The organism is Corynebacterium sp. LK2510, from assembly GCF_040946405.1.
GTDB lineage: Bacteria > Actinomycetota > Actinomycetes > Mycobacteriales > Mycobacteriaceae > Corynebacterium.
The window spans coordinates 185,470-204,957 of the sequence record NZ_JAYWLR010000002.1; the positions used below are offsets into that span (position 1 = coordinate 185,470).

The following is a 19,488-nucleotide window of genomic DNA, read 5'->3' on the forward strand; positions in this document are numbered from 1 at the left end:
CGTACCACATGGCACGTCTAGCTGGTGTGGATCTGCCGCGCAACAAGCGCATGGAGATCGCACTTACCTACATCTACGGAATCGGTGCTACCCGTTCCAAGGAACTGCTCGAGAAGACGGGCATTTCTCCCGACCTGCGCACGGACAACTTGTCGGACGACCAGCTCGCCGCACTCCGCGACGCCATCGAGTCCTCCTACACCGTCGAGGGTGACCTTCGCCGCGAGGTGCAGGCTGACATCCGCCGCAAGATTGAGATCGGCTCCTACCAGGGTCTGCGCCACCGCCGTGGCCTCCCTGTCCGCGGCCAGCGCACGAAGACCAACGCGCGCACCCGCAAGGGCCCGAAGAAGACCATCGCAGGAAAGAAGAAGTAAAACATGCCTCCTAAGACTCGTTCCGGCGCGCGCCGTGGTGGCCGTCGCGTCGTTAAGAAGAACGTGGCCGCAGGCCACGCATACATCAAGTCCACCTTCAACAACACCATCGTGTCCATCACGGACCCGAACGGTGCTGTGATCTCCTGGGCGTCCTCCGGCCACGTCGGCTTCAAGGGCTCCCGCAAGTCCACCCCGTTCGCCGCGCAGATGGCTGCGGAGAACGCTGCCCGCAAGGCAATGGACCACGGCATGAAGAAGGTTGACGTCTTCGTCAAGGGGCCGGGTTCCGGCCGCGAAACCGCCATTCGTTCTCTCCAGGCCGCTGGCCTGGAGGTGTCCTCGATCTCCGACGTGACGCCTCAGCCGTTCAACGGCTGCCGTCCGCCGAAGCGTCGTCGCGTTTAAGGCAGAAAGGAAAGAGGTAAAACACAATGGCTCGTTATACCGGCCCCGCTACCCGTAAGTCCCGTCGCCTCCGCGTCGACCTCGTCGGCGGCGACATGTCCTTCGAGCGTCGCCCCTACCCTCCGGGGCAGGCAGGACGCGCTCGCATCAAGGAGTCCGAGTACCTGCTCCAGCTGCAGGAGAAGCAGAAGGCTCGCTTCACCTACGGCGTCATGGAGAAGCAGTTCCGCCGTTACTACGAGGAGGCCAACCGTCTCCCCGGCAAGACCGGTGACAACCTGCTGGTGCTCCTCGAGTCCCGCCTGGACAACGTCGTCTACCGTGCCGGTCTGGCACGCACCCGCCGCCAGGCACGCCAGCTCGTGTCCCACGGTCACTTCACCATCAACGGCAAGAAGACCAACGTCCCGTCCCACCGCGTGACCCAGTACGACATCATCGATGTCCGCGACAAGTCGCGCAACATGCTGTGGTTCGAGGAGGCCCAGGACAACCTGGTCGATTCCGTTGTCCCGGCATGGCTGCAGGTCGTTCCGGAGACCCTGCGCATTCTCGTGCACCAGTTGCCCGAGCGCGCTCAGATCGACGTCCCGCTGCAGGAGCAGCTCATCGTCGAGCTCTACTCGAAGTAATCACTTACTTCACCCCGCTGCTGCTTTCCGACGCCCACCCGGCGATCTGAAACGGCGCGAGACCTTCCCAATCCCGTTCCTACCGGCATCAAATAGTGGTTGCCGACAAAGGAGAAGTTCATGCTCATCTCACAGCGTCCCCAGCTGACCGAGGAATACATCGACACCAACCGCTCGAAGTTCGTCATCGAGCCGCTTGAGCCCGGTTTCGGTTACACCCTCGGAAACTCCCTGCGCCGTACGCTGCTGTCGTCCATTCCGGGCGCAGCCGTGACCTCGATCAAGATTGACGGTGTGCTCCACGAGTTCACAACGATCAACGGCATCAAGGAAAGCGTTTCCGAGATCATCCTCAACGTCAAGGACCTGGTGCTGTCCTCCGACTCCGACGAGCCGGTTGTTATGTACCTGTCCAAGCAGGGCCCTGGCGACATCACCGCGGGCGACATTGAGCCGCCGGCTGGTGTGGAGATCCACAACCCGGATCTGCACATCGCTTCGCTCAACGAGCAGGCGCGTCTTGAGATGGAGCTCGTCGTCGAGCGCGGCCGCGGCTACGTCCCGGCCATGCCGAACGCTGGTGGAGAGGTTGGCCGCATCCCGGTCGACCAGATCTACTCCCCGGTTACCCGTGTCGCCTACAAGGTTGAGGCGACCCGTGTTGAGCAGCGCACCGACTTCGACAAGCTGATCATCGACGTGGAGACCAAGAACTCCATGACCGCCCGCGACGCTCTCGCGTCCGCTGGCTCCACCCTCGTTGAGCTGTTCGGTCTCGCACGCGAGCTGAACACCGCCGCCGAGGGCATCGAGATCGGCCCCTCCCCGCAGGAGACCGAGTACATCGCGGCCTACAACCTGCCGATCGAGGACCTGAACTTCTCCGTCCGCTCCTACAACTGCCTGAAGCGCCAGGAGATCCACACCGTCGGCGAGCTCGCTGAGTGCACCGAGACGGACCTGCTGGACATCCGCAACTTCGGCCAGAAGTCCATCAACGAGGTCAAGATCAAGCTGGCTTCGCTGGGGCTGACGCTCAAGGACGCACCGGAAGATTTCGACCCGACCCAGATCGAGGGTTACGACGCCGAGACCGGCGACTACGTCGACACCAGCGCGGAAGAGTCCGAGTAACCACCCCGAGCACGCGCTCACATAACCGCAACGAGGAGTACGAACATGCCTACCCCGAAGAAGGGTGCCCGTCTCGGAGGGTCTGCCAGCCACCAGAAGCACATCGTTTCTAACCTGGCTCAGTCTCTCTTCGAGCACGGTGCCATCAAGACCACCGAAGCCAAGGCCAAGATGCTTCGCCCCTACGCCGAGAAGCTCATCACCAAGGCGAAGAAGGGCACGCTGGCTGACCGCCGCGCAGTCGCCGCTGAGCTGCCGAACAAGGAGATCGTGAAGTACCTCTTCAACGAACTCGCTCCGAAGTTCGCCAACCGCGACGGTGGCTACACCCGCTCCATCAAGCTGGAGAACCGCTCCGGCGACAACGCTCCGATGGTGCACATCTCCCTCGTCCTCGAGGAGACCGTGTCCTCTGAAGCTACCCGCACCGCCCGCGCCGCAGCCTCCAAGCAGGCTGAGGCTGAGAAGGCCGAGCAGGTTGAGCCGGAGACCACCGAGGAGACCACCGAGGCTCCGGCCGAGGAGACCAAGGAGGACTAATCCTCACTTGGGTCTGAATGCCCCGTATGCGCTCATTGCGAGCGTGTGCGGGGCATTTCCCGTTGGTGGACCCTCATTCGGCATTGCTATGGTGAGCGGGTGACTTCCGATTCCCTGCGCCTGCGTTTCGACATCGCCTACGACGGCACCGACTTCCACGGTTGGGCAGCGCAGAAGCCGGCAGCGGACGGGACCCCGACCCGTACCGTCCAAGGAACGCTCGAGGATGCGCTGACCACCATCCTGCGCGCACCCGTGCGCCTGGCGGTCGCCGGGCGCACCGATGCCGGGGTGCACGCGAGTGGTCAGGTCGCCCACGCGGACATTCCCGCCGCCAGCCTCGAGCAACGCTCCATCGACGGCGACCCCGCTAATCTCGTCCGCCGCCTGGCCAAGTTTCTTCCGGATGACGTCCGAGTCAACGCCGTCACGAAGGCGCATCCGCTTTTCGACGCCCGCTTCGCCGCGCTCGATCGGACCTACGTGTACCGCGTCACCACGAACCCCGCCGGGGCGCTGCCCACCCGCGTGCGCGACACCGCCGTCTGGCCCAAGACGGTGGAGCTCGAGCGCGTGCAGGCGGCAGCCGACCTCGTCGTGGGGCTCAACGACTTCGCCGCCTTTTGCAAGGCACGCCCGCACGCCACGACGGTGCGCGATGTCAAAGAGATGTGGTGGGAGGAGGCGTCGACAAGCGAAGAGCCCTCCCTGTACCTCGCGCACGTGCGCGCGGACGCGTTTTGCTGGAACATGGTGCGCGCGCTCGTCGCGTCGTGCCTGATGGTGGGGGAGGGCCGCCGCGGCACCGAGTGGGTCGACGGGCTGCTGGGCCAGCGCGAGCGCAGCCCCGAGGTAAAGCTCGCGCCTGCGAAGGGCCTGACGCTGACCGGGGTGAGCTACCCGGCCGACGAGGATCTGGCGGACCGGGTTGCGGTGACACGCGACAGGCGCGCCCCTGTGCCGCGAGCCGAGTAGGTGGCCTCGACGCGTGGGGCCTAAACTTGCCTCGAATACAGGTGAGGATCCCCTCACCGCACTACACGATAGAAGGGAGCAGCGATGGCGCTTGCAGGAGTGGTGTTGATCGCCCTGCTCGTTTTCGTGCTCCCCGGTTTCGTCGTGTCGTGGGTCGCAGGCGCGAAGTCGCCCGCCGCCCTCGCTGCCGCGCTACCCGTGACTTTCGGGATAGTCGGTCTCAGCTCCTGGCTGTGGGGCGAGGCGGGCGCGCGGTTCGGCTGGCTGACCTTTAGCGTGAGCCTCATCTTTACTGTTGCCGCTGCAGCCGTGTGGCGCTGGGCGTTCGCCCGGCGGGTGATGCGCCGCGGTGACGTCTCGTGGCACCGCGCCCTGTGGCCTGGCGGCGCCCGCGCTGGCAGCATCGCCGACCCGTACTGGATCATTCCTGCGGCAGGTGTCGTCGCCGGAGCCTGGATGATTATCTCCGACCGGCTCTCCTGGCTAGTGCGACTGCCCCATGGGGTAGGAAACGTCGTCCAGGGTTGGGACTCGCAGTGGCACGCCAACCTGGTGCGCTACATCATGGACGAAGGTGTTGCCTCGGCCACGCGGATGGGCGAGCTGCAGAACATGGAAAGCCGCGCCGACCTGCTCTACCCGTCGGGCTTCCACGCGGCCACTGCGCTGTTCGCCCAGGCCGCCGGAATCGAGCCCATTCCCGCGGTCAACATCGCCGCCACCGTGGTGCCGGGAGTCGCGCTGCCGATCTCGATGGCGTGCCTGTGCTTCACAGTGCTGCGCTCCCGTGGGCTGACCGCTCAAATCGCCGCGGCGCTCGCCGCCATTGCGATCTACGTTGCACCTCCGCTGCTGTGGATCTCCGACTACGTGGGCATGTGGCCCTACCTCGCCGCAACGTGCATGGTCGGCTCCGTGATATGGCTGCTGTGCCGCGTTCCCGGCCACCGGGCGCTGGCATTCCCGGCCGCGCTTGCGTTTGTCGGAGTGCTCAGCACTCACCCGTCGGCGGTGACCTACGTTGCGCTGCCCGTCGCACTGTACTGGCTGACCAGCCTCATGATTCGCCCGGAGCGCTCCCGCCTCACCGACACGCTGTGGTTGGCTGTTCCCGCGCTCGCCGGCACCGTGCTTTTCCTGCCCCAGGCGCTCGCCGGCACTGAGCAGGCGGAGGAGGTCTCCGGCTGGGCAACACCCGAGGACGCGAGAATCACCGATCCGTGGAACGCCGTTGTCACCATGGACACCCGCCACGTCAGCGAGTTCTTCCCGGTGCTGCCGGAGCACTCCGCGACCACTCTGCTGTGGTTGGCCGGTTTCGGCGCTCTCGTAGCGCTTCTCTGGCGCGGGCAGATCTGGGCTGTCCTGTTCTATGCCTTCTCCGCCGCCGCGGCGGTCAACGCGATGAGTCCTTTCGACGGCTGGTGGGGTGAAACCCTGGCCATCGTGGGCAACCTGCACTACAACACCGCGCACCGGCTCGTGCTCCCTGTTGCGATCCTCACCGTCGCCGGCGCGGCCATCGGCGTGGCGGCCATGGTGCGCCTTGTCTGCCTCGCCCCGGTGGCGGCGCGCCGCGGCAGCGCCTCGTGGATCCGCGCCAGCGTGATCGCCTCCGTCGTCGTTGCCGTCGTGATCGCCGCGGCGACCGCCGGGTGGGTTCGCGAACGCGCCTCCGACGGCGCCCGGGCCGCCTACAGTGCCGCGCGCGTCGGTGACCGAATGGTCGACGATAATGACCTGCGGGCCTTCGACTGGCTGGCCACCCAACCCGCCGCATGGGAGGGCTACACCATGGGGGATCCAGCCGACGGACACTCCTGGATGTACGCCTACAACGGCGTGCCCACTATCTCCCGCCACTACATGTGGCCGGTAGGCGGGCGCGGCTCCAACACCGATGTCCTCTACTGGGGAACCGACATGCTGGGCAGCGGCGTGCGCGCCACGCGTGCAGGAGACACCTCGGCCATGACCACAGAGAACCTCGTTGATAGGGCAGCCAAGGACCTCAACGTCAAGTTCTTCATCGCCAGCCCCGAGCCCTTCTGGTGGATCCAGTACCCGAACTACGGGCAGATCAAGGGGCTGTGGACCTCGCCCGGGGTGACCCCGGTCTACCGCCAGGGCGAGACCGTCATCTTTGCGCTCAATGAGCAGTTCACCGACGCCGAGCTGCGAGCAATGCGCGCAGACGGGCTTGCACACGGCTCGGATGACCTACCTGAGTTGGAGCCGGTGGGGACGAGCTCTGGGGTAACTGCGGCTGCGCAGTAGCGCGCGCAGCGCCTCGTCCTGCGCTAGATTAACGGCAGTACAGGACATTCTTTCGGGGGGGAAGAAACATGGGGGCGAGCACCGCGCCTGAAAAGCAGCAGCGCCTGCTGCCCACGACGCGACCGCAGGTGGCCGGCTACCGGTTCATGCGCCGCCGGGTCGAGCACGGGCTCGTGTTTGGGGATATCCGCATGATCCACGACCCGTTGGGGACGCGGCGCAGGGCGATGCTGTTCGGCGTGGCCGCCGTGGCGATCATCGCCGCGGTCATGGGATTGTTGGCGTGGTTGCGCCCGAACGCCGACCCAGGCGACGCACCCATCCTGCGCAGCGGCGACGCAAACCTCTACGTCCGGGTCGGAGAGACCCTCCATCCGGTGACGAACCTGACCTCAGCCAGGCTGATCGCGGGGGAGCCGGCAGATCCAGTGCGCATTGGAGAGGCCAACCTGGCGCAGCGCCCCCGCGGAGTTCCAGTGGGGCTGGTGACAGCCCCGTCGCATTTCGCACCCGCCGATTCTGCGGACACGAGCTGGTCGGTGTGCCATTCCGGCGACTCCGTCACCGTCGCCGCGGGGGAGCCGGCGCGGGCGCTGGCGGCAGATCGTGCGGTCTTCACCCGTGCGGGCGGGGCTGAATGGCTGGTGACGCATGAGGGCCGAGCGTTGCTTCCTCCATCTGACGAGCCCGCCGGCCGCGTCGTGCGGCGCGGACTCGGTCTGGATGCGGACACGCCGGTGTGGGAGCCGCCAGTCGAGGTCCTCAACGCGCTGCGAGAGATGCCCCAGGTTGCGCTGCCGTCCCCGCTGCCGGAGGTAGTGGACACGGGCGAGGGCGTGTGGCTGCGCACCGCCGACCGCGGCGTGCAGGAGATCACTCCTGTGCAGCGCGATATCCTCGCCGATGCCGGGGCGCTGGTGCGCCGGATCGAGCGCGGGGAGCTGGCGAACTACCCGGACGCGTCGCCGCCTATCGACGTCCACCTGCCCACCGTCGCGCCCGCATGGGTCGATCCGAGCAACGAGGCAGTGTGCGTCAACGACAGCCGTGGTGCAGCGAGCGAACCGCCGCCACCAACCACCGGCACCACCGAGCTGTCCGGGGGCGCGGTCGCCACCCACTTCGCCGGGCTTGCCGACGGCGCCGTGGCCGTCGACACCGGACATGGCTACCACATTGTCTCCACCCACGGCCTGCGCCACCACGTGCCCGATTCCGGGACGCTAGAGGTGATCGGTGCACAGCACATGGACACAGTTGCGTGGGAGATCCTCTCACTCTTGCCGGAGGGGGACGTGATCGAGCGCGAAGCGGCCCTAACCGCGACGTATTAGCGCTCGACCTCGGCGCGGCCCGCCTGGCCGTGACGCTGCCCAGACCGCGGCGGCGAGTACGGCGGCCACGGCGAGGCTCACGGACACCGTTGCCGCCCGCTGCCCTGCGTTTGAGACCGTCTCGCGCGCAGGGCGGATCACCAGAGGTGTCCCGTGATCGGTGACATCGGCGTGGTCAGCCGTGTGAACGGGGACGTGGGTCACCACAGCCAGAGGATCCACCATCCCGCCCGCAGGCTGAGCGGCCGCGACCACGAGCTCACGGATCTGGGCGGGGTGGAGCTGCGGGCGGCGCTGCTTGACGAGCGCGACCGTGCCACTGACCACTGGGGCGGCGAAGCTCGTGCCCGCGAACGGTGCGACCACGTCGCGCTCGGGCTGCGTTCCGTACGCGAATCCCGGTCCCGTCCACGACAAACCGACCGGCTGGGCACCGGGGGCGGACAACGCCGGCGCGTCACCAGGCGTATCCACGGAGTAGGGAGCAATCGTGTGCTCGGAATCGCGGGCGCCGACGGCCAGCACCGTCGGCGAGTGGGCAGGAAGGACGTGCGAGCCCTGGTCGCAGGCCGGGCCCACGTTGCCGGCCGCGGATACCACCACGGTTCCCTCATGCTCAGCGCGGGCGAGTGCCTCGTCGAGCACGCCCGTATCGAACGCCCCGATGTCGCGGGGGTCGATACAGGTCACCACAGAAATATTGATCACGTCGACACCGTGGTCGAGGGCGGAATGGATGGCGTCGGCAAGCGTTTGCACACTTCCCGAGCCCTCCTCTCCCTCCCGCGGGCCGCGGTAGTGCGCAGACGTTTGGCGTATCGTGAGGATCTCTGCATCAGGTGCGATGCCGACACCGGTGGCCGCGATTATGCCTGCGACGACAGTGCCGTGGCCGTCGCAATCCATAAGCGGGTCCGGGGCGAGCGGGGTGACAAAATCCGCCCCGGCAACCAGCTGGTCCAGCTCCGGATGGGGGCTGACACCTGTGTCGATCACAGCGACGCGGATACCCGCTCCCGTGGCAAAGTCGTGCAGCTCGGGTGCCCAGTCCGGCGCAGGTGGAGCGAGTGCGTCGGCGGTGGCGACGCACGGAATGTCCTGCGCGCTGGCGGGCGGAGAGAAGGAGAGGCTGGGCAGAACCAAAGCGCAGGCGAGCGCGCCGGGTCCGAGGCGCTGACGCACTATAGCCCCCTGACCATGTCGAATACCCCCGCGATGTGGGCCGCGACGGGTAAAGCGGCCACGAGCGCGAGCGACTCCGCGCGCTCAAACCAGACGAGTGTCGTCGGTTCCAGCTCGGGGATGCGCGACGCCCACAACACAGCAGTGGCACCAGCTAGCGCGATGAGTATGGCAACGGCGATCAACACCGGGGAAGGCGCGTCCGCGCGGCCAGCTGCCACGGCACAGGCGAACACTGCCACCCATGCGATGGTGCTCAAGGCCACGCGCGGCACTGGGTAGTGGTGGCGCGCGGCGTGGAACGCCACCGCGCCCAGGGTGCACACGCACAGCACCGCGGCCCACACGCGGCCCGTCCACCCCAACCAGAGCAAGGCGGGAGCCGCAGCGAGCGCCGCCCCGATGCAGACACCGGCCGACACTCGGCGCGCCCGCCCGACGCGGACGTCGACATCGGGCTGGTAACCGTCGGCGGAGGACAATTCCTCCCCAGCGGTGGGAATCCGCGGAATTCTCAGCCCCGCGGCCCGGGTCGCGATTCCTGGCGCGGCCGCGCACACGATGACGACCGCAGCGACGGTGACGGCGGCGGGCGCTGCAGTGCTCGGCAACCACGCCGAGACTGCACCGACGGCGAGGAGGGCGGACGCGGTCGTCGTCGCGGCGGTAAATGAGGCATCAAGCAGACTAAACGCGGCACCGACCACGCTCACTAGGAAAAGGGTGCCGGCGCCGGCGAGCACGCCCCACGCCGGATCGGCTGAGCTCGTCCACGAAGCGGGCTCGCCTGCAACCCACCTCGCACAGGCCAGGGCGACGCTCACTGCGGCAGTCACGAACAAGGCTCGCGAGCGCGCGAACATGCTCAGCGCGACTCCGACACCTCCCACCACGGCCAGCGCGGTGGCGGCACCCGCCAACGGGAACAACACCGCCGCCAGCGCTGCACAGCCGGCCAGCGATGCCGCGGTGTCGAGGCCCGACACCTGAGCTGCGCGCGGGGCTGCCGCGGCGAGGGCTTCGGCGGCGTCGCGGACCACGGGAGGCGCCGTGGGCTCCTGAGGGCGTAAGACGATGACGGCGCCGTCGTAAAGCTTGAGCTGATGCAGCGCCGTGTTGAGGTCGAGTGGAGCGCCTGCAACCGTCGTGGCCTGCCACGGCCGGTGAACGGCGGGCAGATCGATAAGGCGTGCGAGCGCCGGAATGACCTCGGCGAGCGTCGACGATGTCGGCAGCGTGAGGTCGACGTCGCGGTGGAACGAAACGACATCGACGCGCAGCGTCACGTGCACGATGTGGTGGGCTGACGTGGCAACCATGAATTTCCCCCGTGAAAGATTCCGCAGGTGTGCCCTGCTGCGTGGCGGCGTCCCCCTTGCCGCGCACCACCGCCGATTATTGCCTATGCTCTGGTGCAGCGTCCACAGGAAGGGGAGTCGGCACGGGGGCCGGCGCCTGTGGCAGACGACGCATGGGGGGAGAGAAAACTCGTGCTTGGGACAGACACCACCGCGGTCATCGCACCGCTGCCCGCACATGCTGCGGATCCGGCTCCGCCGTTGCCGTCGGGAAGCATCAAAGCGGAACCGGTTCCGGAGGCGCACAAAGAAGCGCCGCAGCCGCTGGTCAAAATCGTCATGCCGGTGCTCATGCTCGCGGCAGTGGGCGCCGTGGTGGCAATCATGGCGCTATCTGGGCGCGGGATGAGCCCCATGATGATGCTGTTTCCGCTGATGATGGCCTTCAGCGTGCTCATGATGGTCAACCCGGGGGAGAAGGGCGGCAACCAGGACGAGGCGCGCCGGGTCTACCTGCGCCATCTCGACGCCCTCACAAAAGTGGCGCGGCGCAACGGGGAAAAACAGCGCGCGCACATGGAGCACTACCACCCGCACCCGGCGCAGCTCCTTGCAGCGACGCCGACAACGCGCGTGTGGGAGCGCTCGGCCGGTTCGCCGCAGCTGGGGGAGGTGCGAATCGGCGTCGGCGCGGGGGCGCTGTGCACGCCTGTCGACGTTGCCGATCCAGGCTCCCCGGAAGACCTCGACCCGGTGTGCGCGGTGAGCCTGCGGCGCGCGGTGGCCGCGGTGAGCACGGTCCACGGCATCCCTATCGTGGTCCAGCTCGCCGCGTTTCCAAGCATCGTTCTCGCCGGGCCTGGCGCTCTGGACACGGCCCGGGCGCTGGTGGCGCAGCTCGCGTTTTTCCACGGCCCCGAAGCAGTGGGCCTGATCAACCACCACCCCGATCCCTCCTTGGACTGGGTGAAGTGGTTGCCGCATACGCGCGAGCCGGACAACGCCGAGCTGACGGTTGTCCTCGGGGCGGCGGCCACGGCACACGCGGCGTTTGCGGAGCCTACCGCGGACTGTGTCATTGTCATCGATGACGATGCCGACTACGTCCTCGACGACGAAACGTTTCACCTCGTCTGCGACGGGGAGGTGACCGCGCGCACGGAATCCGGTGCGGAGACACTCGGCACCCACGACGTCCTATCGTGCGCGGAGGCGCAGTTCATCGCACGCCACCTCGCGTTCTACCGTCGGCCGTCCGATTCCGCGGGCACCAGCGGGACGGGACTGCTCGGGATGCTCGGCATCGAGGACATCGACGACCTGGACACCCGGACGATGTGGCCGGGCCGCGCTGGGACCCGCCAGCACCTGAGCGTGCCGGTAGGCACCACGCCTGCCGGCGCTCCCGTCCACCTCGACCTGAAAGAGGCCGCGCTTGGAGGAATGGGCCCGCACGGGCTGTGCATCGGTGCGACCGGAAGCGGCAAGAGCGAGTTCCTCCGGACCCTGGTGGTGGCGCTCGCCGCCACGCACTCCCCGGAGGAGCTCAACCTCGTGCTTGTGGACTTCAAAGGCGGAGCGACGTTTCTCGGATGCGAGGCGCTGCCGCATACCTCGGCCGTGATCACCAACCTGTCGGACGAAGCGGTGCTGGTGGAGCGCATGTACGACGCGATCTCCGGCGAGTTGAACCGCCGGCAGGAGCTGTTGCGCGCCGCCGGCAACTTCGCCAACATCACCGACTACTGCGCCGCCAGGGCAGCGGACCCGGGCCGGTTAGACCCGCTGCCGTCGCTGGTGATCGTGGTGGACGAGTTCTCCGAGCTGCTCAGCCAGCACCCCCACTTCGCCGACCTGTTTGTCGCGGTGGGCAGGCTCGGCCGTTCGCTGGGAGTGCACCTGCTTCTTGCCTCGCAACGGTTAGAGGAGGGAAAGCTGCGCGGATTGGATTCGCACCTGTCCTACCGCATCGGCCTGAAGACGTTTTCGGCCGCCGAGTCGCGTCAGGTGCTGGGTGTTCCCGATGCGCACGAGCTGCCCAACGAACCGGGGTCGGGATACGTGAAGTCGGGCCCGGGCGAGCTGACACGGTTGAGGGCGTTCTACGTCTCCGGGCCACTGGTCCGCGGTGTCAGACACGCTGACGCGTCCTCGTCGCCGCAGGTGAGGGTGTTTACAGGGTGGGCCGACCACGCCGCGCTGCACGCGCGCAGCCGGGAGGTTGAACAGTACGTGGACGAGTCCACGACGCTGCTGCAGGCGGTGGTGGAGGCCGCTGTGGCAACGGCGCGTGAGAGGAATCAGCGCGCCCACACCGTGTGGCTTCCGCCCCTGCCCGCAGAGATGGGGCTTGCGGATGTGTGCGACAACGCGGGATTCCTCCGGGCGGTCATCGGCATCACCGACGAGCCCTACCTGCAGCAGCAGGGCCATCTCGTGATCGATTTGTCCGAAAGGGGTGGCCACGTCGCCGTGGTGGGTGGCCCGCAGTCGGGCAAGTCCATGGCGCTGCGCACCCTCGTGGCGTCCCTTGCAGCAACCCACACCACGGACCAGGTCGGCTTCTACGTCATCGACGCAGGCTCGGGCAATCTCCGCGACCTGGAGCTTTTGCCCCATGTTGCTGGTGTGGCGGGGCGCGAGGACGAGGAACGGGTGCGACGGGTCGTCGATGAGGTCACCGCCCACGTCGACGACCCCTCCCTTCACGGCGAGCGGCACATCGTTCTCGTCGTCGACGGGTGGCACTCGCTGACGTCGACAGATTCTCCTTTCGCCGATGTGCGCGACGCATTGTCGCGCATCGCTGCTGACGGCCCCGCAGCCCAGGTGCATCTCGTGGTGTCCTCCCAGCGGTGGAACGCGTTGCGGGCCAACATCCGCGACCTCTTCGGCATCCGCGTGGAGCTCAAGCTCACGGAGGCGCACGATTCGCTGATCGATCGCACTCAGCAGGCGAAGGTTCCGCCGTCGCCAGGGCGCGGGCTCAGCGACGCCGGGGTGCACATGCTTGTCGCGGCCACCCATACCCAGGACCTCGCCCACATTGCCCACCGGGTCTCCGGGCAGACGCCGGTCCCGCGCCTTAAGGTCCTGCCGCGTCACATCGGGGCGGGTGATCTTCTCGACGCCACCCCGAACGCCGTCGTACTCGGCATGGGTGGTGCGGACCTGTCCACCGTGGTCTGCGAGTCCGGCCACGTTCTCACTGTGGGGACGGGTGGTTCGGGCAAGTCGACGCTGCTGGCCACGGTGCTGGCGAGCGTGGAACGGCTGCAGCGGGAGAAGGCGCGTCTCGTGATTATCGACCCGCGGCGCACCCACCTCGGACGCGTGGATGAATCCATGATTGCCGCTTACGCCGGATCGGCGCTGACTGCCTCGGAGGCGCTGGCTGCGGCGGCCACCACACTGACGAATCGCCTGCCCGGCCCCGACGTCACCGCGGAACAGCTCGCGCAGCGCTCCTGGTGGGACGGCCCGGAGATTTGGGTTGTCGTCGATGATCTCGAGCTGCTCCCCGATGACGCCCTGCGCCCCCTGATTCCGCTTTTGCCGCATGCTCGCGACGTTGGCCTCCACATCGTTTTAGCACGCAAATTTGGAGGCATCACGCGGGCGCTGTTCGGCGGCTTCCTCTCCGCGTTCAAGGACCTCAACCCGGAGGTTGTGCTTCTCGACGCCACCAGGGAAGAAGGCGCGGTCTTCGGCGTCAAACCCGTGCCACAAGAACCCGGCCGGGCCACATTGATCAGAAACAACACCCCGGCCGGGGCGATGCAGGTCGCCGCGACCTACGAGGAAGGTGGCCACCTGTGAGCACACCAACGCTGTCGGAGACCCCAGCGCTGACCATCACCATGAAAGGGGCCGCCGTCATTTTCGAGGGCGTCTCCAACGTTTACCGCTACGACCGTCCGGGACCGGCGGACGTCGCACACCACGTCCGCAGCGTCCTCGGGGCGGAACCGGGTGGGGCGGTGGTGCACGTGGTCGGGGAGGACGACGATGTGGATGCGCTCAGCCGCGCCCTAGTCGGCTACGACATCACGTTGACTGCAGAGCCCCTCCCCGTGGTTGCGCCCGACACCGTGGAGGACACCTCGACGGAGCTGCGCGTTCAGCGCCCGACGCCTGACGGCCGAAGCAAGGACGGGCAACGTGGTGACGGGTGGGTGATCGCGGCCGCAGCGGTCGTCGTAGCGGCGCTGGCGGCGGGCGCGATCTGGTCCTCGCTTAGCTCTCGGGTGGTCGCGGATAACACGGCTGTGTCTCAGAGCAGCGCGCCGACGTCAGTAGCTCGGACGGCGTCGACGACGCCGCGCTCAACCCAGCCTGCGACTCCGCGGACCGTCGTCGTGGAGCGGCAGGGGTTGCGGGTGGAGCTGCCCGCAGGTTTCACTATCGTCCCAGACGGCGACATGTGGCGCGCAACCGGGGACGACCCCGATTTCCGTCTCCAGATCGCCGTGGAAAACCTCTACCAGCTCCCCGCGGAGCAGATGGTGGCGCAGGTGGTCGACGAAGTCGAGGCAGATCCTGAGGTTGAGCTGGTGAGCAACGACGGCGCACATGTCCACTACACCCAGCGAAACAAGGACGGCTCCGTCGCCGAGTGGAGGACCTGGGCGGACGGAGGACACCAGCTCTTTGTTGGCTGCCATACCCGACAGGAAGCAACGACCGTCCAGAAAGCGACCTGCCGGATGGCGATGGAGTCTGCGGAATTCGAGCCTGCGGAAGCGGGTTAACCACGGCAGCGAAAAAACTTTTGCTGCGTAGGGAACCGGAGCGGGCCGAACACAGTCCAATACACATGTGAGAGTGGGACAGCCGGGTCAGTTCCGGTGCCGCCACCTACTCCACCGCCAGCACAGCGACGAATAAGAGGGGGATTCCCGCAATGGAGCAGTTCAGGACGGAAGCCGAGGTGATGCGCTCGGCCGCTGAGCGCGTCGACGACACCAATTCCGCCGTCAACATCGAAATCGACCGGGTTCAGCAGGTTGCCGAGTCCACCCGTTCCTTCTGGAGTGGTGAGGCGCAGCGCAGCTTCGACGATCTCATGGTGCGCTACGACAGTGCGCAGGCCCGACTGAGCGAGGCGCTTGCCGCCATCGCCACCAACATCCGCGACAATGCCCACCACTTCGAGGGCGTTGACGCTTCCAACACCGACGACTTCCGTTCCATCTCCGCAGGCCTGCCTCTGTAGCTGCCGGGCTGCGACTCATCCGAAAGACGCGCGAAAGGACACACAATGGAGATTAAGTACGGATTTGGGCAGCTGGCCGCCGCGGCAGAGGACATGGACGCCTCGGCAGCGAAGATCTCGGGCCAGCTCGCGGACCTCAAGAGCATGCTCCAGCCGATGGTTTCCACCTGGGAAGGCGAGGCTGCGCAGGCCTACGCCGCGCACCAGCAGAAGTGGGACCAGGCTGCAGACGAGCTCAACACCATCCTCCGCACGATCGCATCGACGGTGGAGGAGGGCAACGCCCGCATGAAGGCCGTCAACGCTGCGGCTGCTGCGAGCTGGTCCTAACTAAGTAGCGGCGACGTCTCGTTTCGAGCTCGCCACGTAAAGAGACTGCCAGCGCCGGAACAATCACGGGGGATGGACGCCTCCGGCGTTGGGAAGCCGACTTTGCACCGCACCGCGCCGCAGGGCTGATACCGCGCTTGGGGGAGCGTGGGGCGTCTGCGCCGAGGCGTGGTGCTCACCGCGCAAGACACTAACTCACAAATATCGGGGCAGCAGGACCGTCGCAGCGATGCGGCGGTCCTGTCTTTCGTGCACGGCGGAGCCGGTGGAGGTTGACCTTTCGAACGGATGTCCGACCCGGGCACATACGCAAAAGTTCATTACCGCTAACTACTGTGGCTGAACCGAAAACTCTCTGCTAGATTCATGGACGAAACCCCAAAGCCCCCTTTTTTTCTGAGAGGATCCCCTCAATGCCCGATATTGTGAGTCTCATCCGCTCCGGCCGTGTGGAGCAGCTGGTAGGCGCCGTCGCAGCTCTCATCACTGCGCTCGTTGCTCTCATCGCAGGTATCAGTTCCGCCGGCTCGTCTGACTCGGGCGCTGCTGGCCCCTCTACCTCTGCGAGCCCGTCCACCTCGGTGGTCTCCACTTCCGTGGTCTCCACTTCGCGTCAGCAGCAGCCGGTAGAGCCGACGCTGGTGATCAACTACGACAACGTCGTCGCTACTTATTTTGATAGAAATGTGCAGGTGGTTTTCAACGGGACTCCGTACCCGAACTCGTATAAAGCGCGGAACTTCAGAGACGTGACTTTGACCATCGGTAATCCGAGTGTGAATGGCTATACGAAGTTTTCGACCACGCTTGGTTGGAATGATGCTGATAGCGCCAGGTCGGATGCCGCTTACTTTGTCGCCGAGATTTACCGGAACGGAAAGCTCGTTGAATCAGTGCGTGTGAACCGCGGCCCGGCAGTCGACTACACTTACACGATCAACCCTGGCACCGATAAGCTCGGGGTGAGGCTGCGTGCCTACCGGGCTGACCACGTAGAAACCTCGTTGGACGGTGTCTCTCTCGGTACACCGAAGCTCAGCTAGCTCTCACTTTCTTCAAACCCTCGGCAACTTGGTTGTCGGGGGTTTGTTGCTGCGCACCTTCTTATTGGCCGTCGCAGCGATGCGGCGGTCCTGTCCTTTTTGGTGTTTGTCCCGCCTATCCCGTAATCTTTAACGCCTGTGTGCTTGGGTGCCTTGCGCACTTCCCCTCGGGTCTCCACCGGCCGCCGTTGGGAAGTACCTCGCACACTCCTGATGGCCGGCAGCTCACTAGACAGACTTTAAGGAGTCATGCATGTCTACTTACCACCCGAAGAGCGGTGACATCACCCGTAAGTGGTACGTCATCGACGCCACCGACGTGGTGCTGGGCAAGCTCGCTTCGACCGCAGCGGACATCCTGCGCGGCAAGCACAAGCCCCAGTTCGCACCGAACGTTGACACCGGCGACCACGTCATCGTGATCAACGCCGACAAGATCCACATCTCGTCCAACAAGCGCGACCGCGAAATGCGCTACCGCCACTCCGGTTACCCGGGTGGTCTGAAGTCCATGACCCTGGGCCGCGCTCTCGACGAGCGTCCGGATCGCGTCATCGAAGAGGCTGTGCGCGGAATGATGCCGCACAACCGCCTCTCCCGCCAGTCCATCAAGAAGCTTCACGTCTTCGTCGGCTCCGAGCACCCGTACGCAGCTCAGAAGCCGGAAACCTTCGAGTTTAAGCAGGTGGCACAGTAATGACTGATCCGCAGAACCACGCAGAAGAGAACCTCGGCACCGACATCGACGCAGCTACCGCTGCCACCGAGGAGTTCAACTACACCATCGGTGACGCCATTGCTCCCGAGGTTGAGGCTGACTCTGAGATCGCCGTTGAGCCGGTTTCCCTGCACGAGGGTCCGATCCAGACCGTCGGTCGTCGTAAGCGCGCCATTGCCCGCGTGACCGTCACCGAGGGCGAGGGCACCATCACCGTCAACGGTCGCGAGTTCGAGGAGTACTTCCCGAACAAGCTGCACCAGCAGGACATCCTCACCCCGCTCACCCTTCTCGAGCGCGAGGGCCAGTTCAACATCAAGGCCAACATCTCCGGTGGCGGCCCGACCGGCCAGGCCGGTGCTCTGCGCCTCGCTATCGCGCGTGCCCTGAACCTGTACAACCCGGCTGAGCGCCCGACCCTGAAGAAGGCTGGCCTGCTCACCCGTGACGCTCGTGCGGTCGAGCGCAAGAAGGCTGGTCTGCACAAGGCCCGCCGTGCGCCGCAGTACTCCAAGCGTTAATCGCTGGTTGTCACGGTGTATGCCGCTTCGCTGGATTCCAGCGGGGCGGCTTTCGCCATTTCTGCGTGTGTGCACCGTACGCAGGTGCGTGAAACGGGGTCAGGCATAATTATCCGCATGACTCGACTGTTTGGAACTGACGGCGTGCGCGGACTGGCCAACCAGGTGCTGACTGCGCCACTCGCCCTCAAGCTGGGAGCGGCGGCGGCCGTGGTACTTACTGAGAAGACTGGGAAGGGCCAGCGTCGGCCAACAGCGATTATTGGTCGCGACCCGCGTGTGTCGGGCGAGATGCTGGCGGCCGCGATGGCGGCCGGGATGGCGTCGAAAGGCGTTGACGTGCTCCGCGTCGGCGTTATTCCTACCCCGGGGCTTGCTTTTCTTACCGACGACTACGGCGCCGACATTGGCGTGATGATTTCCGCTTCCCACAACCCGATGCCGGACAACGGCATCAAGTTCTTCTCCGCGGGCGGCAAGAAGCTTCCCGACGACGTCGAAGACCGCATCGAGCAAGCAATGTACGACCTCGATGAGACGGGCCCGACCGGTACTGCCATCGGGCGTGTGATCGAAGAGGCTCCGGATGCGCGCGAGCGCTACCTCGCGCACTTGAAGGATGCCGTGAGTACTGATTTGAGCGGCATCAAGGTCGTGGTGGATTGCGCCAACGGCGCCGCCTCCGAGGTCACACCTGCCGCATACGAGGCCGCCGGTGCGGAAGTCGTGGCGATCTACAACGAGCCGAACGCGTTCAACATCAACGACGGCTCCGGCTCCACCCACATGGACAAGATCCAGGCCGCGGTTGTCGAGCACGGTGCGCACATTGGTCTTTCCCACGACGGCGACGCCGATCGCTGCCTAGCGGTGGACGCTGAAGGCAACATTGTCGACGGCGACCAGATCATGGCGATCCTTGCCAAGGGCATGAAAGACGATGCCAGCCTGCACAAGAACACGCTCGTAACCACCGTGATGAGCAACCTTGGTCTCAAGCTGGCGATGCAGCGCGAGGGCATCGAGATTAAGGAGACGAAGGTCGGCGACCGCTATGTCCTGGAGGAGCTCGGGCGCGGGGATTACTCGCTCGGCGGCGAGCAGTCCGGCCACATCGTCGTGCCCGCCCATGCGACGACGGGTGACGGTACACTGTCCGGCCTGATGCTCATGGCGCGCATGGCGCAGACCGGCAAGTCCCTCGCCGAACTTGCCGCAGTCATGCAGGTGTTGCCGCAGGTCCTGATCAACGTGCCTGTCTCAAACAAGGCGCGCATTCTCGATGACGCCACCGTGCGCGAGGGCATCGCCGCCGCGGAAGCAGAGCTCGGAGACACCGGCCGCGTGCTGCTGCGTCCGTCGGGTACCGAGGAGCTCTTCCGCGTGATGGTCGAGGCCTCGGATTCGGAGATCGCGCGCAAGGTTGCAGGTCGCCTCGCCGCTGTCGTCGCAGCGGTATAGGCGTCTTATACGAAGGGTGCGCAGAAAGTGTCGCGGTGTAGGG

General features: G+C 66.1%; 18 protein-coding genes. 16 read left to right on the forward strand and 2 right to left on the reverse strand.

Features of this window, described 5'->3' with window-relative positions; genetic code table 11:
- The first annotated feature begins 8 nt into the window (after positions 1-8).
- From rpsM to eccB, 8 genes are all read left to right on the forward strand, one after another.
- Positions 9-377 (forward strand): 30S ribosomal protein S13, encoded by a 369-nt coding sequence (rpsM, locus tag VVR41_RS02690; protein WP_321102174.1) that lies wholly within the window; start codon positions 9-11, stop codon positions 375-377.
- Between the two features lie 3 nt (positions 378-380).
- A complete protein-coding gene (rpsK, locus tag VVR41_RS02695; protein WP_019193981.1) occupies positions 381-785 on the forward strand; it encodes a 30S ribosomal protein S11 in 405 nt (134 codons plus the stop codon).
- A gap of 26 nt (positions 786-811) precedes the next feature.
- The gene (gene rpsD / locus VVR41_RS02700) at positions 812-1,417 is read left to right on the forward strand and encodes a 30S ribosomal protein S4 (protein ID WP_321102177.1); all 606 of its coding nucleotides are present in this window, start codon (positions 812-814) and stop codon (positions 1,415-1,417) included.
- Between the two features lie 120 nt (positions 1,418-1,537).
- On the forward strand, positions 1,538-2,551 hold the full coding sequence (locus VVR41_RS02705) for a DNA-directed RNA polymerase subunit alpha (protein ID WP_321102179.1): 1,014 nt from the start codon (positions 1,538-1,540) through the stop codon (positions 2,549-2,551).
- Between the two features lie 45 nt (positions 2,552-2,596).
- Entirely contained in the window at positions 2,597-3,091 is a 495-nt protein-coding gene (gene rplQ, locus VVR41_RS02710) for a 50S ribosomal protein L17 (RefSeq protein WP_321102181.1), read from the forward strand.
- Between the two features lie 99 nt (positions 3,092-3,190).
- Complete coding sequence (truA, locus tag VVR41_RS02715) at positions 3,191-4,066, forward strand: tRNA pseudouridine(38-40) synthase TruA (protein WP_368523484.1); 876 nt, start codon at positions 3,191-3,193, stop codon at positions 4,064-4,066.
- Between the two features lie 84 nt (positions 4,067-4,150).
- Positions 4,151-6,343, forward strand: coding sequence for a DUF6541 family protein (locus VVR41_RS02720; RefSeq protein ID WP_368523485.1), 2,193 nt, complete (start codon positions 4,151-4,153; stop codon positions 6,341-6,343).
- A 68-nt stretch (positions 6,344-6,411) separates the two neighbouring features.
- The gene (gene eccB / locus VVR41_RS02725) at positions 6,412-7,677 is read left to right on the forward strand and encodes a type VII secretion protein EccB (protein WP_368523486.1); all 1,266 of its coding nucleotides are present in this window, start codon (positions 6,412-6,414) and stop codon (positions 7,675-7,677) included.
- Here eccB and VVR41_RS02730 read toward each other — a convergent pair.
- Entirely contained in the window at positions 7,660-8,859 is a 1,200-nt protein-coding gene (locus VVR41_RS02730; RefSeq protein ID WP_368523487.1) for a S8 family serine peptidase, read from the reverse strand. The two genes, eccB and VVR41_RS02730, sit on opposite strands and share 18 nt — an antisense overlap.
- Positions 8,859-10,178 (reverse strand): type VII secretion integral membrane protein EccD, encoded by a 1,320-nt coding sequence (gene eccD / locus VVR41_RS02735; RefSeq protein ID WP_368523488.1) that lies wholly within the window; start codon positions 10,176-10,178, stop codon positions 8,859-8,861. Before eccD ends, VVR41_RS02730 begins: the two co-directional genes overlap by 1 nt.
- Positions 10,179-10,349: 171 nt before the next feature.
- Here eccD and eccCa point away from each other — a divergent pair, with 171 nt between their 5' ends.
- From eccCa to glmM, 8 genes are all read left to right on the forward strand, one after another.
- Positions 10,350-13,976, forward strand: a complete 3,627-nt coding sequence (gene eccCa / locus VVR41_RS02740; protein ID WP_368523489.1) for a type VII secretion protein EccCa — start codon at positions 10,350-10,352, stop codon at positions 13,974-13,976.
- Positions 13,973-14,908 (forward strand): type VII secretion-associated protein, encoded by a 936-nt coding sequence (locus VVR41_RS02745; protein ID WP_368523490.1) that lies wholly within the window; start codon positions 13,973-13,975, stop codon positions 14,906-14,908. Before eccCa ends, VVR41_RS02745 begins: the two co-directional genes overlap by 4 nt.
- 152 nt (positions 14,909-15,060) lie before the next feature.
- On the forward strand, positions 15,061-15,372 hold the full coding sequence (locus VVR41_RS02750) for a WXG100 family type VII secretion target (protein ID WP_321103910.1): 312 nt from the start codon (positions 15,061-15,063) through the stop codon (positions 15,370-15,372).
- A 45-nt stretch (positions 15,373-15,417) separates the two neighbouring features.
- Entirely contained in the window at positions 15,418-15,702 is a 285-nt protein-coding gene (locus VVR41_RS02755) for a WXG100 family type VII secretion target (RefSeq protein ID WP_321103909.1), read from the forward strand.
- Positions 15,703-16,115: 413 nt separating this feature from the next.
- Complete coding sequence (locus VVR41_RS02760; RefSeq protein ID WP_368523491.1) at positions 16,116-16,745, forward strand: hypothetical protein; 630 nt, start codon at positions 16,116-16,118, stop codon at positions 16,743-16,745.
- A gap of 253 nt (positions 16,746-16,998) precedes the next feature.
- The gene (gene rplM, locus VVR41_RS02765; RefSeq protein WP_321103051.1) at positions 16,999-17,442 is read left to right on the forward strand and encodes a 50S ribosomal protein L13; all 444 of its coding nucleotides are present in this window, start codon (positions 16,999-17,001) and stop codon (positions 17,440-17,442) included.
- Entirely contained in the window at positions 17,442-17,984 is a 543-nt protein-coding gene (gene rpsI / locus VVR41_RS02770; RefSeq protein WP_321103053.1) for a 30S ribosomal protein S9, read from the forward strand. The genes rplM and rpsI overlap by 1 nt, the downstream gene beginning before the upstream one ends.
- A 117-nt stretch (positions 17,985-18,101) precedes the next feature.
- A complete protein-coding gene (glmM, locus tag VVR41_RS02775) occupies positions 18,102-19,445 on the forward strand; it encodes a phosphoglucosamine mutase (RefSeq protein WP_368523492.1) in 1,344 nt (447 codons plus the stop codon).
- Positions 19,446-19,488: the final 43 nt, after the last annotated feature.

What these genes read in the sequence shown, in the direction of transcription:
- rpsM (WP_321102174.1), top strand. Translation starts at nt 9, where the DNA reads ATGGCACGTCTAGCTGGTGTGGATCTGCCGCGCAACAAGCGCATGGAG.
- rpsK (WP_019193981.1), top strand. Translation starts at nt 381, where the DNA reads ATGCCTCCTAAGACTCGTTCCGGCGCGCGCCGTGGTGGCCGTCGCGTC.
- rpsD (WP_321102177.1), top strand. Translation starts at nt 812, where the DNA reads ATGGCTCGTTATACCGGCCCCGCTACCCGTAAGTCCCGTCGCCTCCGC.
- VVR41_RS02705 (WP_321102179.1), top strand. Translation starts at nt 1,538, where the DNA reads ATGCTCATCTCACAGCGTCCCCAGCTGACCGAGGAATACATCGACACC.
- rplQ (WP_321102181.1), top strand. Translation starts at nt 2,597, where the DNA reads ATGCCTACCCCGAAGAAGGGTGCCCGTCTCGGAGGGTCTGCCAGCCAC.
- VVR41_RS02720 (WP_368523485.1), top strand. Translation starts at nt 4,151, where the DNA reads ATGGCGCTTGCAGGAGTGGTGTTGATCGCCCTGCTCGTTTTCGTGCTC.
- eccB (WP_368523486.1), top strand. Translation starts at nt 6,412, where the DNA reads ATGGGGGCGAGCACCGCGCCTGAAAAGCAGCAGCGCCTGCTGCCCACG.
- eccD (WP_368523488.1), bottom strand. Translation starts at nt 10,178, where the DNA reads ATGGTTGCCACGTCAGCCCACCACATCGTGCACGTGACGCTGCGCGTC.
- VVR41_RS02750 (WP_321103910.1), top strand. Translation starts at nt 15,061, where the DNA reads ATGGAGCAGTTCAGGACGGAAGCCGAGGTGATGCGCTCGGCCGCTGAG.
- VVR41_RS02755 (WP_321103909.1), top strand. Translation starts at nt 15,418, where the DNA reads ATGGAGATTAAGTACGGATTTGGGCAGCTGGCCGCCGCGGCAGAGGAC.
- VVR41_RS02760 (WP_368523491.1), top strand. Translation starts at nt 16,116, where the DNA reads ATGCCCGATATTGTGAGTCTCATCCGCTCCGGCCGTGTGGAGCAGCTG.
- rplM (WP_321103051.1), top strand. Translation starts at nt 16,999, where the DNA reads ATGTCTACTTACCACCCGAAGAGCGGTGACATCACCCGTAAGTGGTAC.
- rpsI (WP_321103053.1), top strand. Translation starts at nt 17,442, where the DNA reads ATGACTGATCCGCAGAACCACGCAGAAGAGAACCTCGGCACCGACATC.
- glmM (WP_368523492.1), top strand. Translation starts at nt 18,102, where the DNA reads ATGACTCGACTGTTTGGAACTGACGGCGTGCGCGGACTGGCCAACCAG.